This is a genomic window from Streptomyces sp. NPDC055287, assembly GCF_053646035.1.
Genome location: NZ_JBSHNE010000018.1, coordinates 1 through 18,644 on the forward strand (window position 1 = coordinate 1; position 18,644 = coordinate 18,644).

General features: G+C 71.7%; 19 protein-coding genes and 2 pseudogenes. 13 read left to right on the forward strand and 8 right to left on the reverse strand.

What is annotated here, in order from left to right:
* Positions 1-91: 91 nt before the first annotated feature.
* Positions 92-295, reverse strand: a complete 204-nt coding sequence (locus ACWIHY_RS25200; RefSeq protein ID WP_454377945.1) for a hypothetical protein — start codon at positions 293-295, stop codon at positions 92-94.
* 153 nt (positions 296-448) lie between these two features.
* On the opposite strand from ACWIHY_RS25200, the gene ACWIHY_RS25205 reads away from it, so the two are divergent.
* On the forward strand, positions 449-1,213 hold the full coding sequence (locus ACWIHY_RS25205) for a 2OG-Fe dioxygenase family protein (protein ID WP_454377946.1): 765 nt from the start codon (positions 449-451) through the stop codon (positions 1,211-1,213).
* A gap of 63 nt (positions 1,214-1,276) precedes the next feature.
* Here the strand turns inward: ACWIHY_RS25205 and ACWIHY_RS25210 are convergent, their stop codons facing one another.
* Complete coding sequence (locus tag ACWIHY_RS25210; protein ID WP_454377947.1) at positions 1,277-2,434, reverse strand: carboxylate-amine ligase; 1,158 nt, start codon at positions 2,432-2,434, stop codon at positions 1,277-1,279.
* A gap of 102 nt (positions 2,435-2,536) precedes the next feature.
* Between ACWIHY_RS25210 and ACWIHY_RS25215 the strand changes: the two genes are divergently transcribed.
* Positions 2,537-3,025 (forward strand): hypothetical protein, encoded by a 489-nt coding sequence (locus ACWIHY_RS25215; protein WP_454377948.1) that lies wholly within the window; start codon positions 2,537-2,539, stop codon positions 3,023-3,025.
* Positions 3,026-3,184: 159 nt separating this feature from the next.
* Here the strand turns inward: ACWIHY_RS25215 and ACWIHY_RS25220 are convergent, their stop codons facing one another.
* The gene (locus tag ACWIHY_RS25220) at positions 3,185-3,376 is read right to left on the reverse strand and encodes a DUF6381 family protein (RefSeq protein WP_454377949.1); all 192 of its coding nucleotides are present in this window, start codon (positions 3,374-3,376) and stop codon (positions 3,185-3,187) included.
* Between the two features lie 188 nt (positions 3,377-3,564).
* Between ACWIHY_RS25220 and ACWIHY_RS25225 the strand changes: the two genes are divergently transcribed.
* Together ACWIHY_RS25225 and ACWIHY_RS25230 are read left to right on the forward strand one after the other, a co-directional pair.
* Positions 3,565-4,068 carry a metallophosphoesterase family protein gene (locus ACWIHY_RS25225; protein WP_454377950.1) on the forward strand — a complete coding sequence of 168 codons (504 nt, stop codon included), beginning with the start codon at positions 3,565-3,567 and terminating at the stop codon, positions 4,066-4,068.
* 150 nt (positions 4,069-4,218) lie between these two features.
* Positions 4,219-5,472 (forward strand): sialidase family protein, encoded by a 1,254-nt coding sequence (locus tag ACWIHY_RS25230; protein ID WP_454377951.1) that lies wholly within the window; start codon positions 4,219-4,221, stop codon positions 5,470-5,472.
* Positions 5,473-5,486: 14 nt separating this feature from the next.
* Here the strand turns inward: ACWIHY_RS25230 and ACWIHY_RS25235 are convergent.
* Positions 5,487-5,924 (reverse strand): annotated as a pseudogene (locus tag ACWIHY_RS25235) (ZIP family zinc transporter); the annotation flags it as partial.
* A 97-nt stretch (positions 5,925-6,021) separates the two neighbouring features.
* On the opposite strand from ACWIHY_RS25235, the gene ACWIHY_RS25240 reads away from it, so the two are divergent.
* From ACWIHY_RS25240 to ACWIHY_RS25250, 3 genes and pseudogenes are all read left to right on the forward strand, one after another.
* Positions 6,022-6,498, forward strand: coding sequence for an NUDIX domain-containing protein (locus tag ACWIHY_RS25240; protein ID WP_454377952.1), 477 nt, complete (start codon positions 6,022-6,024; stop codon positions 6,496-6,498).
* A 376-nt stretch (positions 6,499-6,874) separates the two neighbouring features.
* A pseudogene (locus ACWIHY_RS25245) lies at positions 6,875-7,297 on the forward strand (S41 family peptidase); the annotation flags it as partial.
* A 550-nt stretch (positions 7,298-7,847) separates the two neighbouring features.
* Entirely contained in the window at positions 7,848-8,915 is a 1,068-nt protein-coding gene (locus ACWIHY_RS25250; RefSeq protein WP_454377953.1) for a fatty acid desaturase family protein, read from the forward strand.
* Positions 8,916-8,975: 60 nt separating this feature from the next.
* Here ACWIHY_RS25250 and ACWIHY_RS25255 read toward each other — a convergent pair whose 3' ends face one another.
* Together ACWIHY_RS25255 and ACWIHY_RS25260 are read right to left on the reverse strand one after the other, a co-directional pair.
* Positions 8,976-10,457, reverse strand: coding sequence for an FGGY family carbohydrate kinase (locus ACWIHY_RS25255; protein ID WP_454377954.1), 1,482 nt, complete (start codon positions 10,455-10,457; stop codon positions 8,976-8,978).
* Positions 10,454-11,497, reverse strand: a complete 1,044-nt coding sequence (locus tag ACWIHY_RS25260; protein WP_454377955.1) for a 2-hydroxyacid dehydrogenase — start codon at positions 11,495-11,497, stop codon at positions 10,454-10,456. The genes ACWIHY_RS25255 and ACWIHY_RS25260 overlap by 4 nt, the downstream gene beginning before the upstream one ends.
* Before the next feature lie 161 nt (positions 11,498-11,658).
* On the opposite strand from ACWIHY_RS25260, the gene ACWIHY_RS25265 reads away from it, so the two are divergent.
* From ACWIHY_RS25265 to ACWIHY_RS25280, 4 genes are all read left to right on the forward strand, one after another.
* Positions 11,659-12,303 carry a histidine phosphatase family protein gene (locus tag ACWIHY_RS25265; RefSeq protein ID WP_454377956.1) on the forward strand — a complete coding sequence of 215 codons (645 nt, stop codon included), beginning with the start codon at positions 11,659-11,661 and terminating at the stop codon, positions 12,301-12,303.
* A complete protein-coding gene (locus ACWIHY_RS25270; protein ID WP_454377957.1) occupies positions 12,300-13,073 on the forward strand; it encodes a DeoR/GlpR family DNA-binding transcription regulator in 774 nt (257 codons plus the stop codon). Before ACWIHY_RS25265 ends, ACWIHY_RS25270 begins: the two co-directional genes overlap by 4 nt.
* A 111-nt stretch (positions 13,074-13,184) precedes the next feature.
* Positions 13,185-14,531 carry an MFS transporter gene (locus tag ACWIHY_RS25275; RefSeq protein ID WP_454377958.1) on the forward strand — a complete coding sequence of 449 codons (1,347 nt, stop codon included), beginning with the start codon at positions 13,185-13,187 and terminating at the stop codon, positions 14,529-14,531.
* A gap of 71 nt (positions 14,532-14,602) precedes the next feature.
* Positions 14,603-16,072 carry an FGGY-family carbohydrate kinase gene (locus tag ACWIHY_RS25280; RefSeq protein WP_454377959.1) on the forward strand — a complete coding sequence of 490 codons (1,470 nt, stop codon included), beginning with the start codon at positions 14,603-14,605 and terminating at the stop codon, positions 16,070-16,072.
* A 10-nt stretch (positions 16,073-16,082) separates the two neighbouring features.
* Here ACWIHY_RS25280 and ACWIHY_RS25285 read toward each other — a convergent pair whose 3' ends face one another.
* The gene (locus ACWIHY_RS25285) at positions 16,083-16,643 is read right to left on the reverse strand and encodes a dihydrofolate reductase family protein (RefSeq protein ID WP_454377960.1); all 561 of its coding nucleotides are present in this window, start codon (positions 16,641-16,643) and stop codon (positions 16,083-16,085) included.
* A 97-nt stretch (positions 16,644-16,740) separates the two neighbouring features.
* On the opposite strand from ACWIHY_RS25285, the gene ACWIHY_RS25290 reads away from it, so the two are divergent.
* A complete protein-coding gene (locus ACWIHY_RS25290; protein WP_454377961.1) occupies positions 16,741-16,941 on the forward strand; it encodes an antitoxin in 201 nt (66 codons plus the stop codon).
* A 52-nt stretch (positions 16,942-16,993) separates the two neighbouring features.
* On the opposite strand, the gene ACWIHY_RS25295 is transcribed toward ACWIHY_RS25290, so the two are convergent.
* Complete coding sequence (locus tag ACWIHY_RS25295; protein ID WP_454377962.1) at positions 16,994-17,530, reverse strand: DUF2165 domain-containing protein; 537 nt, start codon at positions 17,528-17,530, stop codon at positions 16,994-16,996.
* A gap of 169 nt (positions 17,531-17,699) precedes the next feature.
* On the opposite strand from ACWIHY_RS25295, the gene ACWIHY_RS25300 reads away from it, so the two are divergent.
* A complete protein-coding gene (locus ACWIHY_RS25300; protein ID WP_454378058.1) occupies positions 17,700-18,605 on the forward strand; it encodes a phosphatidylinositol-specific phospholipase C domain-containing protein in 906 nt (301 codons plus the stop codon).
* The last annotated feature ends 39 nt before the right edge of the window (positions 18,606-18,644 follow it).

Below are 18,644 nucleotides of genomic sequence, written 5' to 3' on the forward strand. Positions count from 1 at the left end.
GGTTCCAGCACTGCCCACTGTGCGTCTGTCAGATCTCCCCGAGCCACGAAACAAGATCATCCCAGACCTTGATCCACTTCTGAAACAGGCCCTAGTGGGGAAGTTGGCCCGCCGTCTTCTCCAGGCGCAGCAGGTCGTGCGGGGTGAGCCCGGAGGTCTCGCAGACGGTCTCGACCGGCACGCCTTCGCGCACCGCCCCGACGGCCTCCGTCTCCACATCGGCGCGGGCGGCATCCACCGCGGCCTCGGCGTCGCGCAAACGGTGGACGGCCAGCTCAAGAGGGGAGAGATCCATGGCGGGATGGTCCCACACCGCACTGAACCGACGCACCGGACCACCGGGGTTCGCCCGGAGGCGCGGCCGGGATGCGGCCCGCCTCCGGTCGCCCGACCATGGAAGCCGGGGCGCCGCCGGGCGCCACACCGCTGAAGTGGATGGACGTTGTCAATGGATGACCTGGACTACGGCACCACGACCGGTGCCGCCCCCGACCCCGTCCGCACCGCCCCGGTCGAGGCCGCCCAGCGGGCCCTGACCTCGACCGGAGTGCATCTGATGCCGCCGGACACCGTGATGGCGTGTACGGGAACGGACCAGTGGGCCTGGGACCGGTTCGCCGCTCACTGGGAGAATCTGTCACCTGACAGATACGCGGCCGAGGCCGGCACCTGCCGACTGCGTCGCTACGGGCACTTCTCGCTCGCGGCGGCGACGGGAGAAGCGACGCTCCTGCCGCACGTCCCGTTCGTACAGCCGCGGGACACCAATCCGCTCTACGTCCAGGTGGACCGTCACTTCGACCCCCTCACCGACGCCTTCGTGGCCGACCCCGTTCTGCTGTCCCTGCTCAGGCTGCTGGGAGACCTCGCGGCCTGCCTCGACCGGACGGCGCAATGGAGCGTGAAGGTACATCCGTTCCGGGTCGTCGCCGCGGCCGACGAGCGGGGAGAGCCCACCCCCGAAGGGCTGCACCGGGACGGCGTCACCCTCGTCTCCTCGCTCCTGGTCGCCCGGCGTAACGCCGGCGGCGGCGAGAGCTCGGTGTTCGACCCGGACGGGAAGCGAGTGCTGGCGACGACGCTCAACGAGCCGGGGACCCTGCTCCTCGGTGACGACCGCCGCACCTTGCACCAGGTCTCACCGATCCGCCCGCTCGACACCGGCCGGCTCGCCTACCGCGACGTATTGGTGACGACCCTGACGGCACACTGAAACCAGGCACACGTGCACACGGGGGCACGCGCGCGGCGCGTACACAAGCACACACGGGCGCGCTCACAGCGGCACGGCCCACCGCGCCGCTGCCGTCGCCGCGACGAGCTCGTCCACGACGCCGCAGGGGCCCGCCCCCGTGGCGGCGGCCGCACGCTGACGCTGCGCGCCGCAGCCCCGCGCCGCGAGGCGCCGCAGGAGTTCCGTCACCTCGCCCGTATCCCCGAACTCCTCCAGCGCGGGACGCACGTACTCGACAAGACGCTCCGCCTGCACCGGAGTGGGCAGGATCCGCCCGCTCAGCGCGTCGACACCCGCGCCGGACCAGCCGTCCCGCGCCGCGCGCCAGTACGCGGCGCGCAGCAGTTCGCCGGACGTACGCGGGCCTGGGTCGCCGCGTACGACCGCGCCCTCGACCGTCACCACGAGCGCTCTGATCAGCGTCGTGAGAGCCACCGTGTCGTCGATGTCCGGCAGGACATCCATGGTGCGGATCTCCAGCGTCGGCAGCCTCGGGTTGAGCCGGACGTCCCAGAACGGCATGCCGGCCTCCAGCATGGCCTCCGACTCCTCCATCGCCACGGCGAGCCGCTCGTGCTCCTCCAGTGAGGCGGCGTACGGCGGCGGTCCCAGGCACGGGAACCCGCTCCTCATCACGGCACGCCAGCTCGCGTATCCGGTGTCGCGTCCCTGGTGGAAGGGCGAGTTGGCGCTCATCGCCACGAGGAGCGGCAGCCACGGCCTGAGGTGATTGGTGACCAGCACGGCGACTTCCCGGTCGGGCAGGTGCACATGTGCGTGGAAGGCGGAGAGGGCGAAGTCGTCGAGCAGGGCGCGGTACTGGTCGGCACCGGCCCGGTAGCGAGGGTGGTCCCCGATGTCCTCCGGTACGCCGCCTCCCAGGACCGGCGTACCGGAGGCGCACAGGCGCAGGCCCTCGTCGCGGGCGGCTGCGACGGCGGCGGCGCGTACCCGGGTCAATTCCTCGCGCAGGTCCTCGGCGCCCGAGCAGGGGGGTGTCTTCCCCTCGATCTGGTACTGCGTGAATTCGCCGGAGACGAGGTCGCCCAGGACCGCGGAGGCCCGCGCGACGACCCGGTCACCGGCCGGCTCCATCCGGCGCGTCCCGGGGTGGAGGAGGAAGTACTCCTCCTCGACACCCACCGTCGGCGCGAGGGCAGCGGTCGGCGCGCTGCTGGATCCCTGGTCGTGAGTGTTCACCGCATCAGCATCACGCGCTTCCGTGCTTCTGTCGCCCCGCACACCACCGCCATACCGGCATACCATCGGCCGGCCCGCTCGCCCGCCGTGCAGGATGGTGGCATGCACACTTTCTCCGGCGACTGGCCGCCCCGACCGGTTCTGCCGGGCGAGTATGCCGCGTGGGACGCGGCTCTCGCCCTCCTCAACCGAGACCTGGCGGCGACCCTGCCGGAGCATGGGCAGCTGCGGCTGATGGCCCTTCCGCCGTACGCGGAGGGCGAACCGGAGAGCGTGTACGTCGCCCTGGCCGACGGCCGGTGGCACGGCAACTGCCTCCCGGCACCGGTCCCGGGAGCGCCGGGCGGTGCGGTGGCCGATATCGCCGACGCGGCTCAGGAGACCGTCGTCGAGTGCCTGTGGCAGGCGTGGCCGCTGTGCGCCGAGCACGGCATCGGCATGCACCCGCGCGACTCCACCGGGCCGCTGTCCTGGTGGTGCGCGGGCGAACGCGGCCTGCCCGGCACCGCCCACCTCCGCGCGGCGGTGGGCGAGCTCGACACCCTGGTACGTCCACACCGCCCGCGTCGCAAGCGGCGCCGACAGAAGTGACCGGCGTACGCGGGCGCTCAGCGCTGTTGTGCGCTGAACGAGTCTTGGCCGGGCGCTGCCGCCCCCGTCGAGGGCGACCCGGGCAAAGGTGACCGGCCGGTGGCCTCGCGCGCGCCTGGGGCGCGGGGGCAGCCACCGGCCGGTGTCTGTGCGGGGACGCTACTGCGGGGGGTAGATGTCCCCGCCGCCCATGCTGCTTGCCTGCTCGCTCTGTTCCCTGAGACGGCGGGCCTTGTCCCTGAGCCGCTTGCGCTGCTCCGCGTCAGCGGCGCGCTCCGCGGCCTGTTCCATCTCCTGCGCCCTCCGGCGCAGTTCCTGGGCGCGACCGCCGGACTCACCTGCAACGCTCATGATCACTCCTCGGGTGACAGGACAGATCGGGCGGAACCAGCGAAACAGTGCCGGGGCGCCCGCGCATTCCGAACGGTCACGCACCGCTATCCCCACAGGCCAGAGGCGCTCCCGAGGATTTACCGCCACACCGCGCACCGGCGGCGCCCGACGCGCCCGCAGTGGTGGCGGTGCGTACGGTGGTGCGCGTGCGCCTGGTGCTGACGTCCGACACTCATCTGCCCACCCGTGCCAGGGAACTGCCCGCCGAGCTGCTCGCGCAGGCTCGGGAGGCCGATGCCGTCGTGCACGCCGGCGACTGGGTGGACACGGCCGCGCTGGACCTGCTCGAAGCGCACTCACGGCTCCTCATCGGGGTGTACGGCAACAACGACGGTCCCCAGCTGCGAGCGCGGCTGCCCGAAGTGGCGCGGGCCGAGCTCGGCGGACTGCGGTTCGGCGTCGTACACGAGACCGGAACCGCTCAGGGGCGGGAGGTCAGGTGCGCGGAGCGCTTCCCGGACCTGGACGTGCTGGTCTTCGGGCACAGTCACATTCCGTGGGACACCACCGCTCCCGGCGGACTGCGCCTGCTGAATCCGGGCTCACCGACCGACCGGCGGCGCCAGCCCTTCTGCACCTACATGACCGCTGTCGCGGACGACGGGCGGCTGAGCGAAGTACGCCTGCGCCGCCTCCCGCCCCGCCGCTGACCTCCGGCGCACGTCGGACCCGATGCCCGAGCAGGCGTGGCGCTCGCCGATGCGGGCGCTTTCTCTCGTTATGTTCCATCCGGACAGGCGCGGGCGGATCTTCGCAAGCCCCTGGAACCTCCATGAACGCCGCACCGGACGAGAGACGCGATGAGACTGCGTGCCACTGCCACCCGGCGACTGGCCTTCCTGCTGACCCTGGCCGCCGGGCTGACGGGGGCGTGGACGCCTGCCCCCGCGGCGTACGACCACGCCACGTACGACCGTGCAGCGTCCGGCCAGGCGGCATACCACCGCGCTCCGCCGTGCCCGGCGTCCGTCCCCTACCGCTCCGGCGATTCCGGCTACAACACCTTCCGTATCCCCGCAGCACTGCGTGTGTCCGGCGGTGTGCTGCTCGCCTTCGCCGAGGGCCGGCGGAACTCCTCCGCCGACGACGGCGACATCGACCTGGTCCTGCGGCGCTCGTTCGACGGCGGATGTACCTGGCAGCCCCTCCAGTTGGTCGCCGACGCCGGGAAGGACACGGTGGGCAACCCCGTGCCGGTGATCGACCCCCGCGGCGGAGACATCGTGCTCGTGACGTGCCGGACCATCGGCGGCGCCACGAAACGACAGGTGACGTCGGGACAGGTCGCCGCCTCGGTCCGCCGGGTGTACGTCCAGCGAAGCGCCGACGACGGCAGGACGTGGTCCGCGCAGCGGGACATCACCGGGGCGGTCAAGGCCGCCGACTGGCGCTGGTACGCCGTCGGGCCCGGCCACGCGGTCGCCCTGCGGCACGGACCCCACCGGGGCCGGCTGCTGGTGCCCGCGAACCACAGTTCGGGCACCACGGGGCGCAGCGGCGCGCACTCCCTCTACAGCGACGACGGCGGGCACACCTGGCACGTGGGCTACGTGAGCGGGTCGGTCGGCGGCCCGCTCGCGCTCAACGAGAGCACGCTGGCCGAACTCCCCGACGGCACGGTCTACATCAACGCCCGTGACCACGACCGGACCGCCGAGGGCTCCCGCGCGGACGCCTACAGCGCCGACGGCGGCGTGACCCTGTCCGTCCCCTTCCGGCCACAGCCCGAGCTGACGGGCCCCACCGTCCAGGGCAGCGTGCTTCAGGTCTCCGGCCCGCTGTGGAGGAGCCCGCTGCTGTACTCCGGCCCGTCCGACCCGGACAGACGCCGTCGCATGCAGGTGCGTGCCAGCGCCGACAGCGGGCGTTCGTGGCGGCCGGTCTGGTCCGTGTCGGACGACCCTGCCGGCTACTCGGACCTCGTGCAGACGGGCATGGGCCGGGTCGGGCTGCTCTATGAGACAGGGGAACGGGCGACCCACCACACGATCCGCTTCGCGCCTCTGCCTCTCGGCACACTGACGTCCGGGTGGTCACGTGGTGGTGACGGCTGACGGCACCCGGCCCAGGCGTGCGACAGCGCGAACGAGACCAGAAACCCGCTGACGGTGATCAGGCCGATCGCCAGGTGGGCGTCCTCGAACGCCTCCGGGATCATCGTGTCGGCGATCACGGCGAGAATCGCACCGGCCGCCACCGCCGTCACCGCTGCCACCACCGCGGTGGGCAGCCCTCCGACGACGGCGTAGCCGAGCACCGCGGGAGCCCGTGCTCGCGGCGGCGACCGCACCCCAGATGCCGAAGACGTACATCTTGCCGCGGCCGGCCTCCCGCATGCCGGCGGAGCTCGAAAGGCCCTCGGGGACGTTGCTGATGAACACCGCCACCACCAAGCCTCCGACGGCTGGGACTGCCGGTGACCGGAGCGCTTGCGGTGCCGGGCCCCGCACCGCGCCAGCCAGACGTTGCCCGCCGTGTAGGCCACCGCCCCGCCCACGGTCCCCACCCACTTGATCCATGGCCCCCATGCACCCGGGAAAGGCCGCGTGCGACACGGCTGCGGCTGGTGGCGTGGGACCGCCCGTACAAGCAGACTTGACGCCATGTCGGGCAAGCGAAGCGCGGGTCTCCTCCTGTTCCGTACCTCGGACGACGGGGCCGAAGTACTCATCGGCCACATGGGCGGCCCGTTCTGGGCCGGCCGTGATTCTGCGGCCTGGTCGATCCCCAAAGGGGAGTACGAGCCGGACGAGACGCCCGAGGCGGCTGCCCGCCGGGAGTTCACGGAGGAGCTCGGCCTGCCGGTGCCCGACGGCGAGCTCGTCCCTCTCGGCGAGTCGCGCCAGCCGAGCGGCAAGATCGTGACGGTCTGGGCGATCGAAGCCGACCTCGACCCCGCGCTGGCCGAGTTCGGGACGTTCACCATGGAGTGGCCGAGGGGCTCCGGTGCGCAGCAGGAATTCCCTGAGATCGACGAGGTGGCGTGGTGCACGCCCGAGAGCGCCCACGAGCGGCTCGTGACGGGGCAGCGCGTCTTCCTCGACCGGCTCGCCCGGCACATGGAGGACCGGCGGGGGTAACCCCACCGCACACTCACCGGGCAGCTGGATGTCCCGCGCCGGACCGCGCTGGCCATGCTGGGAGTCTGGGCCGGACCGGGCCCGTTGGTCGTCCACGGGGAGACGTGCACCATGCAGCTCAGGAGTTCATCGCGCCAAGTGGCCATGGCGGTCGCGGTAGCCGCGCTGCTGGCCGTCCCCGGCAGCATGGCCCTGCCCGCCGCCCCTGCCGGGGACACGCCGTCGTCTCCGTCGCCGACCGGCGTGTGGCGCGTGGACGGATACGGCACCGTGCTGTCGGTCGACCGGGGGCGGCTGCGCGAGTACCACGTCACTTCGGCCAGTTGCCTCCACGGCGCAACCGCCCGGCGCTCGGGCGGCGCCGCCGCGTCGCCCCGCTTCCTCTCCGCGGGCCCGCAACAATCCGGCGGATCCGTCCCGCTTCACGCGCCCGCAGCCTCTTTACGTCCATCCGGCGGACGGGCCCCGGTACACGGGACCGGTCACCGTACTCACCGGTGGGACGACGTTCAGTGCGGGCGAGACCTTCACACAGGCCCTGATGGACCGTCCCGGGCGGACGGTCCGGATCGGGGAATCCACGCAGGGCGTCTTCTCGGACGTACTGGAGCGACGGCTTCCGGGAGGCTGGACCCTCCTGCTGCCCAATGAGGAGTTCCTCACCCGGTCCGGGCAGACCTTCGACGGACCGGGCATCCCGCCGCATCTGAGCGAGCCGGTCTTCACGGACGAGGAATTCGCCCACCACCGCGACTCGGCCTTCGACCGGGCGTTGGAGGTACTGCGCAACCATCGCTGAGCCGGGGCCTCGACGTCGGCGGCAGCCGGTTCGGAGCTCGGCGCGGAGTTGTCGGCAGTGATTCGTACCACAGCAGACAAAAACTCCGATAGCAGCCCATAAGCTGTCTGGCAGGCTCCGCGGCGGATCCCGCAAGGGCGGAGAGGCCCTGTTCCGCCGGGGCGCCGATCGCGTGTGGTTTACCGTTGGCGGAGGAAGAGCCGTCGCCTCGGCCGCCGACAGCCGGGTCGCCCCCTATCCGCAAGGCCGAAGCGGTCCCCCGGCAGAAGAACCCGAAGGCAGGGTCGCACTGCCGATCAGTCCGCCCACTCAGCCCTTCCCGGCCGACCGATTCCCCACCCTCTTTCCGGCCATCGGCGCCCACCGACCGGTGGCGTGGCACGAAACCGCGCATGTCGCGCATGTACGGCGCCGCGAGCCTCCAGCGTGCGCCTGCGGCCCCCGTCCGGCCGTCGGGCGATGCCGCCGGGCCTCGCCCGACCAGGGTGCGTGCACGGGACCCCTGAGCCCGCCTACGCCCGCCCTGCCCCCACCAGAAGGACTCCTTTCCATGTCAGTGCAGACTTCCGTACGCCCTCCGCCCCTGCCCTCGCAGAAATCGGGCAGTGACTTCGCCCAGCTGTCGAAGAAGGTCACCGCGGCCGGACTGATGGGCCGCCGCCCCGGCTATTACACGGCCCGGATCGCGGCCGTGACCGCCCTCTACGTCGGCGGCTGGGTCGCCTTCGTACGCGTCGGCGACAGCTGGTGGACGCTTGCGGTAGCCGCATTCCTCGCCCTGGTCTTCGGCCAGGTCGCGCTGGTGACCCACGACACCGCCCACCGTCAGGTGTTCCGGCTGCGCAAGGCCAGCGAGCGGTCCGGGCGCCTCGCCGGGAACCTGGGCATCGGCATGGGTTACGGGTGGTGGCAGGACAAGCACACCCGCCACCACGCCAACCCCAACCACGCGGAACTCGACCCGGACGTCCTGCCCGACGTGCTCGTCTGGTCCCAGGACCAGGCGCGCGCCGCCAAGGGGCTTCCCCGGCTGCTCGGCCGCTCGCAGGCGTTCCTGTTCTTCCCGCTGCTCACGCTGGAAGGCTTCAACCTGCACGTGGCGGGCGTGCGCGCGCTGGCCAACCGCTCGCTCAAGCACCGTACGCTCGAGGGCACGCTGCTCTTCGGCCACTTCGCGGTCTACCTGACCGCGCTGTTCCTGGTGCTGCCGCCCGGCATGGCGATCGCCTTCCTGGCCGTCCACCAGTGCCTGTTCGGCGTCTACCTCGGGTCCATCTTCGCCCCGAACCACAAGGGCATGCCGATCCTGACCGGCGACGACCGCCCGGACTTCCTGCGCCGCCAGGTGCTCACCTCGCGCAATGTGCGCGGCGGCTGGTTCACCGACGTCATGCTCGGCGGGCTGAACTACCAGATCGAGCACCACCTGTTCCCCAGCATGCCCACCCCGCACCTGCGGCGCGCCCAGGTCATCGTCCGGGACTACTGCCGGGACCTCGGCATCAGCTACCTGGAGACCAGCCTCATCACCTCGTACCGGCAGGCGCTCACCAGCCTCCACCGGGCAGGAGCACCCATCCGAGAGGCCCGCGCGGCCGCCGCGCTGTCCAAGGCCTAGGGTGACCGCGTGGACTGGCGCAGTTGGGGTACTTGCGACTGCCACCCGGTGAGCGCCGGCCTAGCCCCGGCCGGCCCCTGACCGGCGTGGAGCCGCCTCGCCCCACCGCGCGCGGGCCGCGTCGAGTGCGGCGCGGTAGGCGGCGTAGCCGTCCTCGTACACCGTGCGGGATTCCTGTCGCGGTTCCACGGTGTGGAACGACTGGGGCTTCGCATCCGGGGCTTCGCCGAGGAAGCGCCGCGCGACGCGCACGGCGCCGAGCGCCCCCACCTCGTTCTCCACCGGGATACGGACCGGACGCCCCAGGATGTCGGCGAAGAGCTGCGCCCACGGGCCGGAGCGGGTGCCGCCGCCGCACGCGGCGAGGGTGCCGGTGAGGCCTGCGGCCTCCAGGCAGTGCCGGGCGGCGTAACCGATGGCCTCGCACATGGCGCGTACCGCGTCGGCGCGGGTATGGGCAAGCGTGAGGCCGTCGAGCCGGCCACGGGCGGCCGGGTCCACGAACGGGGCGCGCTCCCCCGCGTCGGAGAGGAAGGGCAGCGCGGTGACGCCGTTCGCGCCCGGCGGGCTCCCGGCGAGCAGACCGTCGAGGCCGGCCGTGGTCGTGCCGGTGAGGGCGAGGAGCCATTCGAGAGCGGCGGTGCCGACCATGGCGGGCATCGCACGCAGCCAGCGGCCGGGGTCCGGGGTGCACAGCCACATGCCGGCCGGTTCGGTGAAACCGTCGGTCCGGGCACGGTCGGTGAGGACCTGACAGGCGAGGGTGGTGCCGACGATCAGCAGTCCGTCGCCCACGTCGCGTACGCCGCTGCCTATCGCGCAGGGCGGCAGGTCGTACGGTCCCGCCGTGAGCGGAAGGCCCCTCGGCAGGCCCAGCAGTTGAGCGCCGTGCGCGTCGAGGGCCAGGACGGTGCCGGGTGCGGCGGGGGCGGGCAGCAGATGCCTCTGCTTCTCGATTCCGCAGGCGGCGAGTGCCTCGGACGAGTAGGTGCGGCTGACCGGATCGAGGAAGGGCAGGGTGGCGTCGGACGCGTCCACGCCGACCCGGCCGGTGAGGCGCTGGGCGACGGCGTCGACGCAGTAGCCCGCGGTGGCGGCACGGGCCAGGGCCTCGGGTTCGTGTTCCGCGAGATGGGCGAGAAGCGGGGCGTGGCAGCCGGGGAACATACCGGATCCGGTGTGCGCGTACACCTCCTGGACCGTGCCGTCCTCCCGCCAGCGCGCGACGAGGTCCGAGGCGCGGCCGTCCATCCAGGAGATGGCCGGGCGGACCGACCGGCCGTCCGCGTCGCGCAGCCACAGGCCGTCGCCCTGGCCGGTGAGGGCGAGTGCGACCGGCGGTCCGGCCAGGGCGGCGGCGGTTTCCCGTACGACCTCGGCGACGGTACGGACGACGTCGTCGAGGTCCTGTTCGACGCGGCCGCCGGACAGGCGCACCACGCTGCTGCGGCGCGTGGCGGTGGCCAGCGCGGCTCCTTCGCTGTCGAACGCGACGGCTTTGGTGACGGAGGTGCCGATGTCGACGCCGATGATCACGCTCATGGGCGCGCGGCCTCCTGGACCTCGGGGTTGGCGGGGTGCGCGAGCTTTTCTCCGCGTACGAATCGGCCCGCTTCGGCGGCGGTGATGGCGGCGGCGCGGTGCGCGGTCTGCTGGGTGGCGCCGGCCAGGTGGGGGGCGGTGACGACGTTCGGGGCGTCGTGCAACGGCCAGTCGGCGGGCGGGGGTTCGATGTCGTAGACGTCGAGGGCGAGGGCGCCGAGGCCGCCGCTCCTCAGCAGGCCGGGCAGCGGGGCGTAGTCGAGGAGGCCGCCGCGGGCGGAGTTGACGAGCACGGCGCCCTCGGGGAGCAGGCCGAGCTTCGTGGCGTCGATGAGGTGGTGGGTTTCCGGGGTGAGGCGGGCGTGCAGGCTCACCACGCTGCTGCGGCGCAGGAGTTCGTCGAGCTCGACCGGTTCCACGCCGTCGGCGCGGGCGGCCGCCGGGTCGGTGTAGGGGTCGGCGACCAGGACGTGGGAGCCGAAGGCGCGCAGGACGCGGGCGACGATGCGGCCGATGGCGCCGTAGCCGACCAGTCCGACGGTGGCGCCGTCGAGTTCGATGCCGCCCTCGTCGTACGCGTAGAAGTCGCCGCGCCACTTTCCGCGCTTGAGTTCGGCGTCGGCGGTGGTGATGCGGCGCATGGCGGTGAGCATCAGGCCGATGGCGAACTCGGCTGCGGCGGGGGCGTTCCGGCCGGGCGCGAAGGAGACGGCGACGCCGTGGCGGGTGGCGGCGTCGAGGTCGACGTTGACCGGGCCGCCCCGGGAGACGGCGACCATGCGCAGGTCGGGGCAGGCGGTGAAGACCTTCTCGGTGAAGGGCGCCATCTGGGTCACGCAGATCTCGGCGCCCTCCAGCGCCTCGACGACCTCTTCCTCCGTACCGCTCGCCTCGTGGACGTCGCCGACCGGGCCGAAGGGCTCGTGGGGCCAGGGCAGGGTGAGTTCGGTGATCTCCGGGGCGGTGCCGAGTTCCTCGCGCAGGGCGGCGCGGAGGAGGTCGGGGCGTACGAAATGATCACCGGCGGCGAGGATGCGCATGGGGCGGGCCCTTCTTGGGGTCGCGGTGGCGATGCGTGTCAGCGTTGCCGCAGCGCCACTAACACTGGCGCTGATAGATTTAACATCATTGTTTTGAAGAATCAATGCACCGGCGCGGCCATCGGGGCCCGCGTCACCACCTCGCAGGGGAGAGATCGTCCATGGCGTCACGCCTGTTGCTCGTACGGCACGGAGAGACGGAATGGCACGCGGAGAACCGGTACGCCGGCATCTCCGACGTCGCGCTGACCGCCAAGGGGCTGCGGCAGGCGGAGGAGCTCGGCAACTGGGCGAGGCACCGCGGTGTCGACGCCGTGGCCTGTTCGCCCGTCAGCCGCGCCCGGCTCACCGCCGCGCCCGCAGCAGGCGTTCTCGGCGTGGAGCCGGAGATCGTCGAGGGGCTGCGCGAAGTGGACTTCGGCTGGGGCGAGGGCCGCACGATCGCGGAGATGGCCGCCGAGGACCCCGAGGCCGTACGGCGCTTTCTCGAGGACGCCGAGCTCGGGGCCTTCGCCGGTTCGGAGCCGCCGTCCGAGGCCGCGGCCCGCGCCTCGACCGCCCTGCGCGGCATCGCGCACCGGCACCCTGGCGGCACGGTCCTGGTGGTGGCGCACAACACGCTGCTGCGCATGGCGCTGTGCGCGCTGCTCTCCATCCCGGTGGGCCGCTACCGGCTGGTGTTCCCCCGGCTGGACAACGCGGCCGTGACCGAGATCGAGGTGACGGACGCCGGCACCGCCCTGCGCTCGCTCAACGTCCCCACCTGGGCACCCCTCCATGGCGGTACGCGAAACTTGGGCACATGACGACGACCGGCGCGGAAGCCCGCAGGCAGATGATCACCGAGCACGTCCTGCGGCACGGGACGGCGAGCGGGGCCGAGCTCGCGGAGCTCACCCGCGTGAGCCTCATGACGGTGCACCGGGATCTGGACGAGCTGGCCAGGCGCGGGGTGCTGCGCCGGTTCCGGGGAGGGGTCTCCGCGCTGCCCTCCACGGTCTTCGAGTCGAACCTCGACTACCGGCTCGGCGTCAACACGGCCGAGAAGGAGGCCATCGCGAAGACGGCCGCCGACCTGGTCGAGCCCGGTATGTCGGTGATGCTGGACGACTCCACGACGGCGCTGGCACTGGCCCGGCTACTGGTGGACCAGGCCCCGCTGACGGTGGTGACCAATGCCCGGCGGGTCATCGACCTGTTCGTGGGGCACGAGGACATACGTCTCATCTCGCTCGGCGGGGAGTACTCACACACCCATGACTCCTTCCTGGGCGTCCCCTGCCTGGAGGCCATCGAGGCGCTCTCGGTGGACATGGTGCTGGTCTCCACCTCGGCGATGGACGCCCGGATGACCTACCACCAGGAGCAGGACGTGGTGCTGGTCAAGCGGGCGATGCTGGCCTCCGGCACGCGCAAGGTGCTGCTGATGGACCGCACCAAGCTGGCCAGAACCGCACTGCACCGCCTCGGCCCTCTCGAGGACTTCGACCACCTCGTGGTGGACGACCGGGTGGACGGGGAGCTGCTGGCCGCCCTGAAGGAACGTACGGATGTCCGAGTCGCACCCACCGGGTGACAACAAGATTTCTTAAACTCTTGCGTGTTAATTTCACAGAGGTCATGATGCATTCCCGTCGCGGCTGTACGTCCGCGGGCCTTATGGCACCTCACTGTGGAGGCACGAGCAATGAGCAGCACCGCCGCATCCGCCGGACGCACCGCGCCCGCCACCCGTACGGGAACCGTCTGGGATCGCATCGGCATCCCCCGTCCGCTCCTCTTCGGCTTCATCGGCGTCCTGATCTTCATGATCGGAGACGGCGTCGAGTCCGGCTTCATCGCGCCGTTCATCGAGGGCAACGGCGCCGGCAGCGAGGTCCGCGCGAGCTACGTGATCACGGCGTACGGCGTCACGGTCATGCTCGCCTCCTGGCTGTCGGGCGCCCTGTCCGAGCTGTGGGGGCCCCGTCGGGTCATGCAGATGGGCCTCGCCATCTGGATCGTCTTCGACATCCTCTTCCTCACCCTCGGCGCGGCCCAGGACAACTACACGCTGATGCTGCTCTTCTACGGCCTGCGCGGCTTCGGCTACCCGCTCTTCGCCTTCTCCTTCCTGGTGTGGGTCACGGCCACCGCCCCGGTCGCCCGCCTCGGCGCCGCTGTCGGATGGTTCTACTTCGCCTTCACCGGCGGCCTGCCCACCCTCGGCTCGCTCACCGCGTCCGTCACCAACCCGCTCTTCGGGAAGTTCGGCACGCTCTGGGTCGCGCTCGCACTGATCGCGATCGGCGGCGCCTTCTGCCTCCTCGGCGTACGCGAAAGGACCGGGTACTCCCGGCTCGCGCCGCCCGGGGTCAAGCCGGTGCAGTCGCTGACCCGCAGCCTGTCCATCGCCTGGACCAACCCCAAGGTCGCCGTCGGCTGCGTGGTGCGCATCATCAACACCGCCCCGCAGTTCGGGCTGTGGGTGATCCTCCCGGCCTTCTTCACCGACGAGATGGGCTTCAGCGACGGGGACTGGCTGCGACTGCTGTCGATCATGTTCGCCACCAATATCTTCTTCAACCTGCTCTTCGGGCTGGTCAGCGACCGGATCGGCTGGCGCACCACGATCGGCTGGTTCGGTGCGGTGGGCTGCGCGGTGAGCGTCCTCGCCCTGTACTTCGTACCGAAGCTGATGACCGACAACTACTGGGTCGCGGTCGGCGTCGGCATGATCTACGGCGCCACGCTCGCCGGGTTCGTCCCCATCTCCGCGCTGATGCCGTCGCTGGCGCCCGAGAACAAGGGCGGCGCGATGGCGCTGCTGAACCTCGGCGCGGGCGGCGCAGCCTTCGTGGGGCCCGCGATCGTCTCGCTCTTCCTCGGTCCGCTGGGCCGGGACGGTGTCGTACTGATCTTTGCCGGCCTGTACGTCGTCGCCGCGGTGCTCACACTCTTCCTGAGGCTCCCGAGGGCGTCGGAGGAAGCCATCGAGCAGGGCAAGTCCCTCCACGAAGCCGCCGTACCGGTCGCCGCCCGCGCCACCACCTGACCCCGCGACCGCGCTTACGCGCGTACACCCGCGCACCCACTCCCGCGCAGACGAAAGGACCCGTCCCGCACATGAGCAGCTCCGCCGACGCACCCCGCTCTCCCGTCCCCGTCGTGGCCGGCATCGATGTGGCCACCGCGGCGGTGAGAGTGGTGTGCGCCGACGCCCGCGGGCAGGTCCTCGCCGAGGGGCGGGCGCCGCTCCCCCAACCGGTACGCGGCGTGGGCGGCCACAGCGAGCAGGACGCCCGCGCCTGGTGGCCGGCCACGGCCGCCGCCCTGCGGGAGGCTACCGGCGCGCTGCCCGGTGGCGGCCGGGAAGTGGTTGCGGTCGCCGCCTCCGCCACCTCGGGGACCCTCGTCCTGGCGGGCCCGGACGGCGAGCCCGTGGCGCCTGCGCTGATGTACGACGACCGGCGGGCCGCCGACCTCAACGCAAAGGCGCAGGGACTGGGCGCGCTGCGGTGGCGGGCACTGGGCCTGACGGTCGGGCCGACCGCCGCGCTGGGAAAGCTGGTCTGGTACGCGAACCGGGCCCGCCCCGGCCAAGTGGTGCTGCACACACCGGACTTGCTCGGTCACAAACTGACGGGTCATCCCGTCGCCACCGACTGGAGCCACGCGCTCAAGACCGGTTACGACCCGCGTGCGGGTGAGTGGGCCACCGAGGTCCTCGACGCCTTCGGGGTGCCCGCCGGCCTCCTCCCCGCCGTTCAAGCGCCCGGCACCGAGGCCGGCACGGTCGCGGCGGGGGCGGCGGCGGAGACGGGCCTGCCCGCCGGATGCCGGGTCCGCCTCGGCATGACGGACGGATGCGCGGGACAGATCGCCACGGGCGCCGTGGAACCGGGCCAGTTCGTCGGTGTACTGGGGACGACGTACGTCCTCAAGGGCGTCACCCGCGAGCTGGTCACCGACCCGGCGGGCGCCCTCTACAGCCACCGCCACCCCAACGGCTGGTGGCTGCCCGGCGGCGCCTCCAACACCGGCGGCGAGGCCCTGGCCCCGGTGGATCCGGCGCGGCTGCCCGGTCTGGACGCGGCGGCGGACGCCCGCGGTCCCGCCTCGTGCCTGGACTATCCGCTGCGCCGCGAGGGCGAGCGGTTCCCGTTCGTCTGCGGCGACGCGCGGGGCTTCCTGGCCGGTACGCCGCAGGACGAGGCCGACGGGCACCGGGCCGCGCTGGAGGGCGTGGCGTTCCTGGAGCGTCTCGCCCTGGAGCGCGTCCAGGCGCTGGGTGTCGAGGTGCGGGGGCCGCTGCACGCCGCGGGCGGCGGCAGCCGCAGCGACCTGTGGACCCGGATCCGCGCCACAGTCCTGGGCAGGCCGCTGCGCGTCGCCGAGCGCGCGGAGACGGCGTTCGGGGCGGCCCTGCTCGCCGCCTCGGGGACACTCCATCCGGATCTCGCCGCGAGCGCGGCGGCGATGACGACGGCGGGGCGCCTGGTCGAGCCGGTGGAGCGGGAGCGGGCGGCGCTGGACGCGTCCTACGAGCGATTCGTCGCGGAACTGCGTGCGCGGGGCTGGCTGGACGCCGGCTGAGCAGCCGCTCTCACCGTTTCGCGTAACGGACGAGGACTACGCCGTTGCCGAAGGTACGGGTTTCCTCGAGCCGGAGGCCGACCCTGCTGTCGGACACCGGGAACAGTGGTTTGCCCCGTCCGATGACGACCGGATGGATGTAGAGGCGGTACTCGTCGATCAGCTCGTGCCGCATGAACGCCGCGGCCAGGTCGGCGCCGCCGAGCGCCAGGTCTCCGCCCGGCTGCGCCTTGAGCGCCATGATCTCGTCGACGACGACGTCCCGCATGACGGTGGTGTTCCAGTCGGCCCGTTCCAGCGTCCTGGAGAACACGATCTTCGGCATGTCCCGCCAGATGCGGGCGAACTCGGCCATGGGCCCGGCATTCGCGGGGTCGCTGTCGGCGGTGGGCCAGAAGTCGGCCATCAGCTCGTACGTGACCCGACCGCTCAGGAAGGCGCCCATCACGCTGAGCTGCTCGTTGAAGTGGGTGTGCAGCTCGTCGTCGACCAGATGCCAGTCGATCTGGCGCTCGGGGCCCTCGAAGAAGCCGTCGAGGGACACCGACATGAACAGAATGATCTTTCTCATCGCGGTCCTCGCCGAAATCGTCAGGGCCCGCAGATGCGGACAGCGGGAGGTGCGGGGACCCTGTAGGGGTGGGGGCGACCAGCTAGGAGGCTAGCCCATGTCCATGATGGACAAGCTCAAGCAGATGATGAAGGGCCACGAGTCGCAGGCCGGAAAGGGCGTCGACAAGGCGGGCGACGCCGTCGACGACCGGACCCAGGGCAAGTACAGCGGCCAGGTGGACTCGGCCCAGGACAAGCTGAGGGGCCAGTTCGGCACGGACCAGGACCGGGGCCAGGAGCGGCCGCCGCAGCCCTGACTCGATCAGACGTCGGTGAGGGCGGGACATTTCTGTCCCGCCCTCACCCGCGTCATGTCACCGGAGCCTGCCGCCCGTCCCCGGCCGGCAGATGAACGACCACCAGGGTCAGGCCCGCGACGAGGAAGTTCCTGGTGGCGGCGTCCAGGCCGTTCCAGTCGGCGGACTGCCACATCGCGAACCACTCGCCCCCGATCGCGATGAACCCCGCCCCGAAGAGCAGCAGCACCATCAACAGCCCGAGCGTTCCCACGCGCCTCGCCCGGCCGAACTCACCACTTCGCAGAGCGACGGCCCACTGGGCGCTCGCCACGATCAGTACGAGCGCGGCCACGGTCTCCCACACGATGATGGCGATGTACGCGATGTCCTGCACCGTGGTCGAATCGATGGACCGCCACATGAGGTCCTCGTCCTTGAAGGTGGTGTCCATCGCCAGGACGTGCCGTACGAACTCCTGGTTCGTGCCGAAGTCGGTGACGTTGCCGAAGGCGACGAGCGCCATGTGGAGCGCGACTGTGGCGAGGAGCGCGGCGGCGGCGACGCCAAGGGGCCGCGCGGTGCGTATGCGTGTGTTCCGGACTGTCATGTGAACCTCGGCATCCATGGGTTGAGGGCCGTGCGTCCGAGTGTCCCGGATCCCCCGTGCCTGTGAAGGCGTCCGGACCCTGGCAGATATGACCTGTGCACGTCATACTTCGGAGGCCGATCGGGCGGTCGGCGGTCGCTGGCCGACCGAGGGGAGCGGGCACATGAGCATGGACCGGCGCGGCTTTCTCACCGGAGCGGTGGCGGTCTCCGCGACCGCTCTGCTCGGATCACCGCGGGCGGCCGCGGCGCAGCGCACGCTGTCCGTACAGGACTGGATGGCGGGCCTCGCCGACTCCACGCCCGTGCAGCGGCTGACCGTCCCCGGCACCCACGACTCGGGCGCGCGCGTGGGCGGCCCCTGGGTGGCATGCCAGAACACCTCCGTCGCCGAACAACTGCACAGCGGTATCCGCTTCCTGGACGTACGGTGCCGGGCCACCGGTGACTCCTTCGCCATCCACCACGGCGCGTATTACCAGAACCTGATGTTCGGCGACGTGCTCATCGCCTGCCAGGACTTCCTGCGGGCCCGTCCCTCGGAGACGGTCCTGATGCGCGTGAAGCAGGAGTACTCGCAGGTGGCCGACGCCGAATTCCGGCGGATCTTCGATCTCTACCTGGACACGAAGGGCTGGCGGCCGCTGTTCCGTATCGACACGGCCCTGCCGACGCTGGGGCAGGCGCGGGGCAAGGTCGTACTGCTCGCCGACAGCGGCGGGCTCCCCGGCGTCCGGTACGGGGACTCCGCCCTCTTCGACATCCAGGACGACTACATGGCCGAGCCGGGCGCCAAGTACCCGCAGATCGAGGCACACTTCCGCAAGGCCGCCCAGCAGCCCGGCAAACTGTTCCTCAACTACGTCAGTACGTCGGCGCTCCTTCCGCCCCGCTGGAACTCCGACCGGCTCAATCCCCGAGTGCACAGCTTCCTTGGGGGCGCGGAGGCCGCCGGCTGGACGGGTCTCGGTGTGGTCCCGATGGACTTCCCCAACACCCGCACCGGGCTGGTCGAGTCCCTGATCCGGCACAACTCCGGGCAGCGCGTCGGCCGTCCGGCACTGTCGCGCGGATAAATCTCCCCCACACGGGTGAGACAACCGTCCAGGTCCTGG

Coding starts and splice junctions, on each gene's coding strand:
- ACWIHY_RS25200 (WP_454377945.1), bottom strand. CDS start 295: ATGGATCTCTCCCCTCTTGAGCTGGCCGTCCACCGTTTGCGCGACGCC.
- ACWIHY_RS25205 (WP_454377946.1), top strand. CDS start 449: ATGGATGACCTGGACTACGGCACCACGACCGGTGCCGCCCCCGACCCC.
- ACWIHY_RS25215 (WP_454377948.1), top strand. CDS start 2,537: ATGCACACTTTCTCCGGCGACTGGCCGCCCCGACCGGTTCTGCCGGGC.
- ACWIHY_RS25220 (WP_454377949.1), bottom strand. CDS start 3,376: ATGAGCGTTGCAGGTGAGTCCGGCGGTCGCGCCCAGGAACTGCGCCGG.
- ACWIHY_RS25230 (WP_454377951.1), top strand. CDS start 4,219: ATGAGACTGCGTGCCACTGCCACCCGGCGACTGGCCTTCCTGCTGACC.
- ACWIHY_RS25240 (WP_454377952.1), top strand. CDS start 6,022: ATGTCGGGCAAGCGAAGCGCGGGTCTCCTCCTGTTCCGTACCTCGGAC.
- ACWIHY_RS25250 (WP_454377953.1), top strand. CDS start 7,848: ATGTCAGTGCAGACTTCCGTACGCCCTCCGCCCCTGCCCTCGCAGAAA.
- ACWIHY_RS25255 (WP_454377954.1), bottom strand. CDS start 10,457: ATGAGCGTGATCATCGGCGTCGACATCGGCACCTCCGTCACCAAAGCC.
- ACWIHY_RS25260 (WP_454377955.1), bottom strand. CDS start 11,497: ATGCGCATCCTCGCCGCCGGTGATCATTTCGTACGCCCCGACCTCCTC.
- ACWIHY_RS25265 (WP_454377956.1), top strand. CDS start 11,659: ATGGCGTCACGCCTGTTGCTCGTACGGCACGGAGAGACGGAATGGCAC.
- ACWIHY_RS25270 (WP_454377957.1), top strand. CDS start 12,300: ATGACGACGACCGGCGCGGAAGCCCGCAGGCAGATGATCACCGAGCAC.
- ACWIHY_RS25275 (WP_454377958.1), top strand. CDS start 13,185: ATGAGCAGCACCGCCGCATCCGCCGGACGCACCGCGCCCGCCACCCGT.
- ACWIHY_RS25280 (WP_454377959.1), top strand. CDS start 14,603: ATGAGCAGCTCCGCCGACGCACCCCGCTCTCCCGTCCCCGTCGTGGCC.
- ACWIHY_RS25285 (WP_454377960.1), bottom strand. CDS start 16,643: ATGAGAAAGATCATTCTGTTCATGTCGGTGTCCCTCGACGGCTTCTTC.
- ACWIHY_RS25290 (WP_454377961.1), top strand. CDS start 16,741: ATGTCCATGATGGACAAGCTCAAGCAGATGATGAAGGGCCACGAGTCG.
- ACWIHY_RS25295 (WP_454377962.1), bottom strand. CDS start 17,530: ATGACAGTCCGGAACACACGCATACGCACCGCGCGGCCCCTTGGCGTC.
- ACWIHY_RS25300 (WP_454378058.1), top strand. CDS start 17,700: ATGGACCGGCGCGGCTTTCTCACCGGAGCGGTGGCGGTCTCCGCGACC.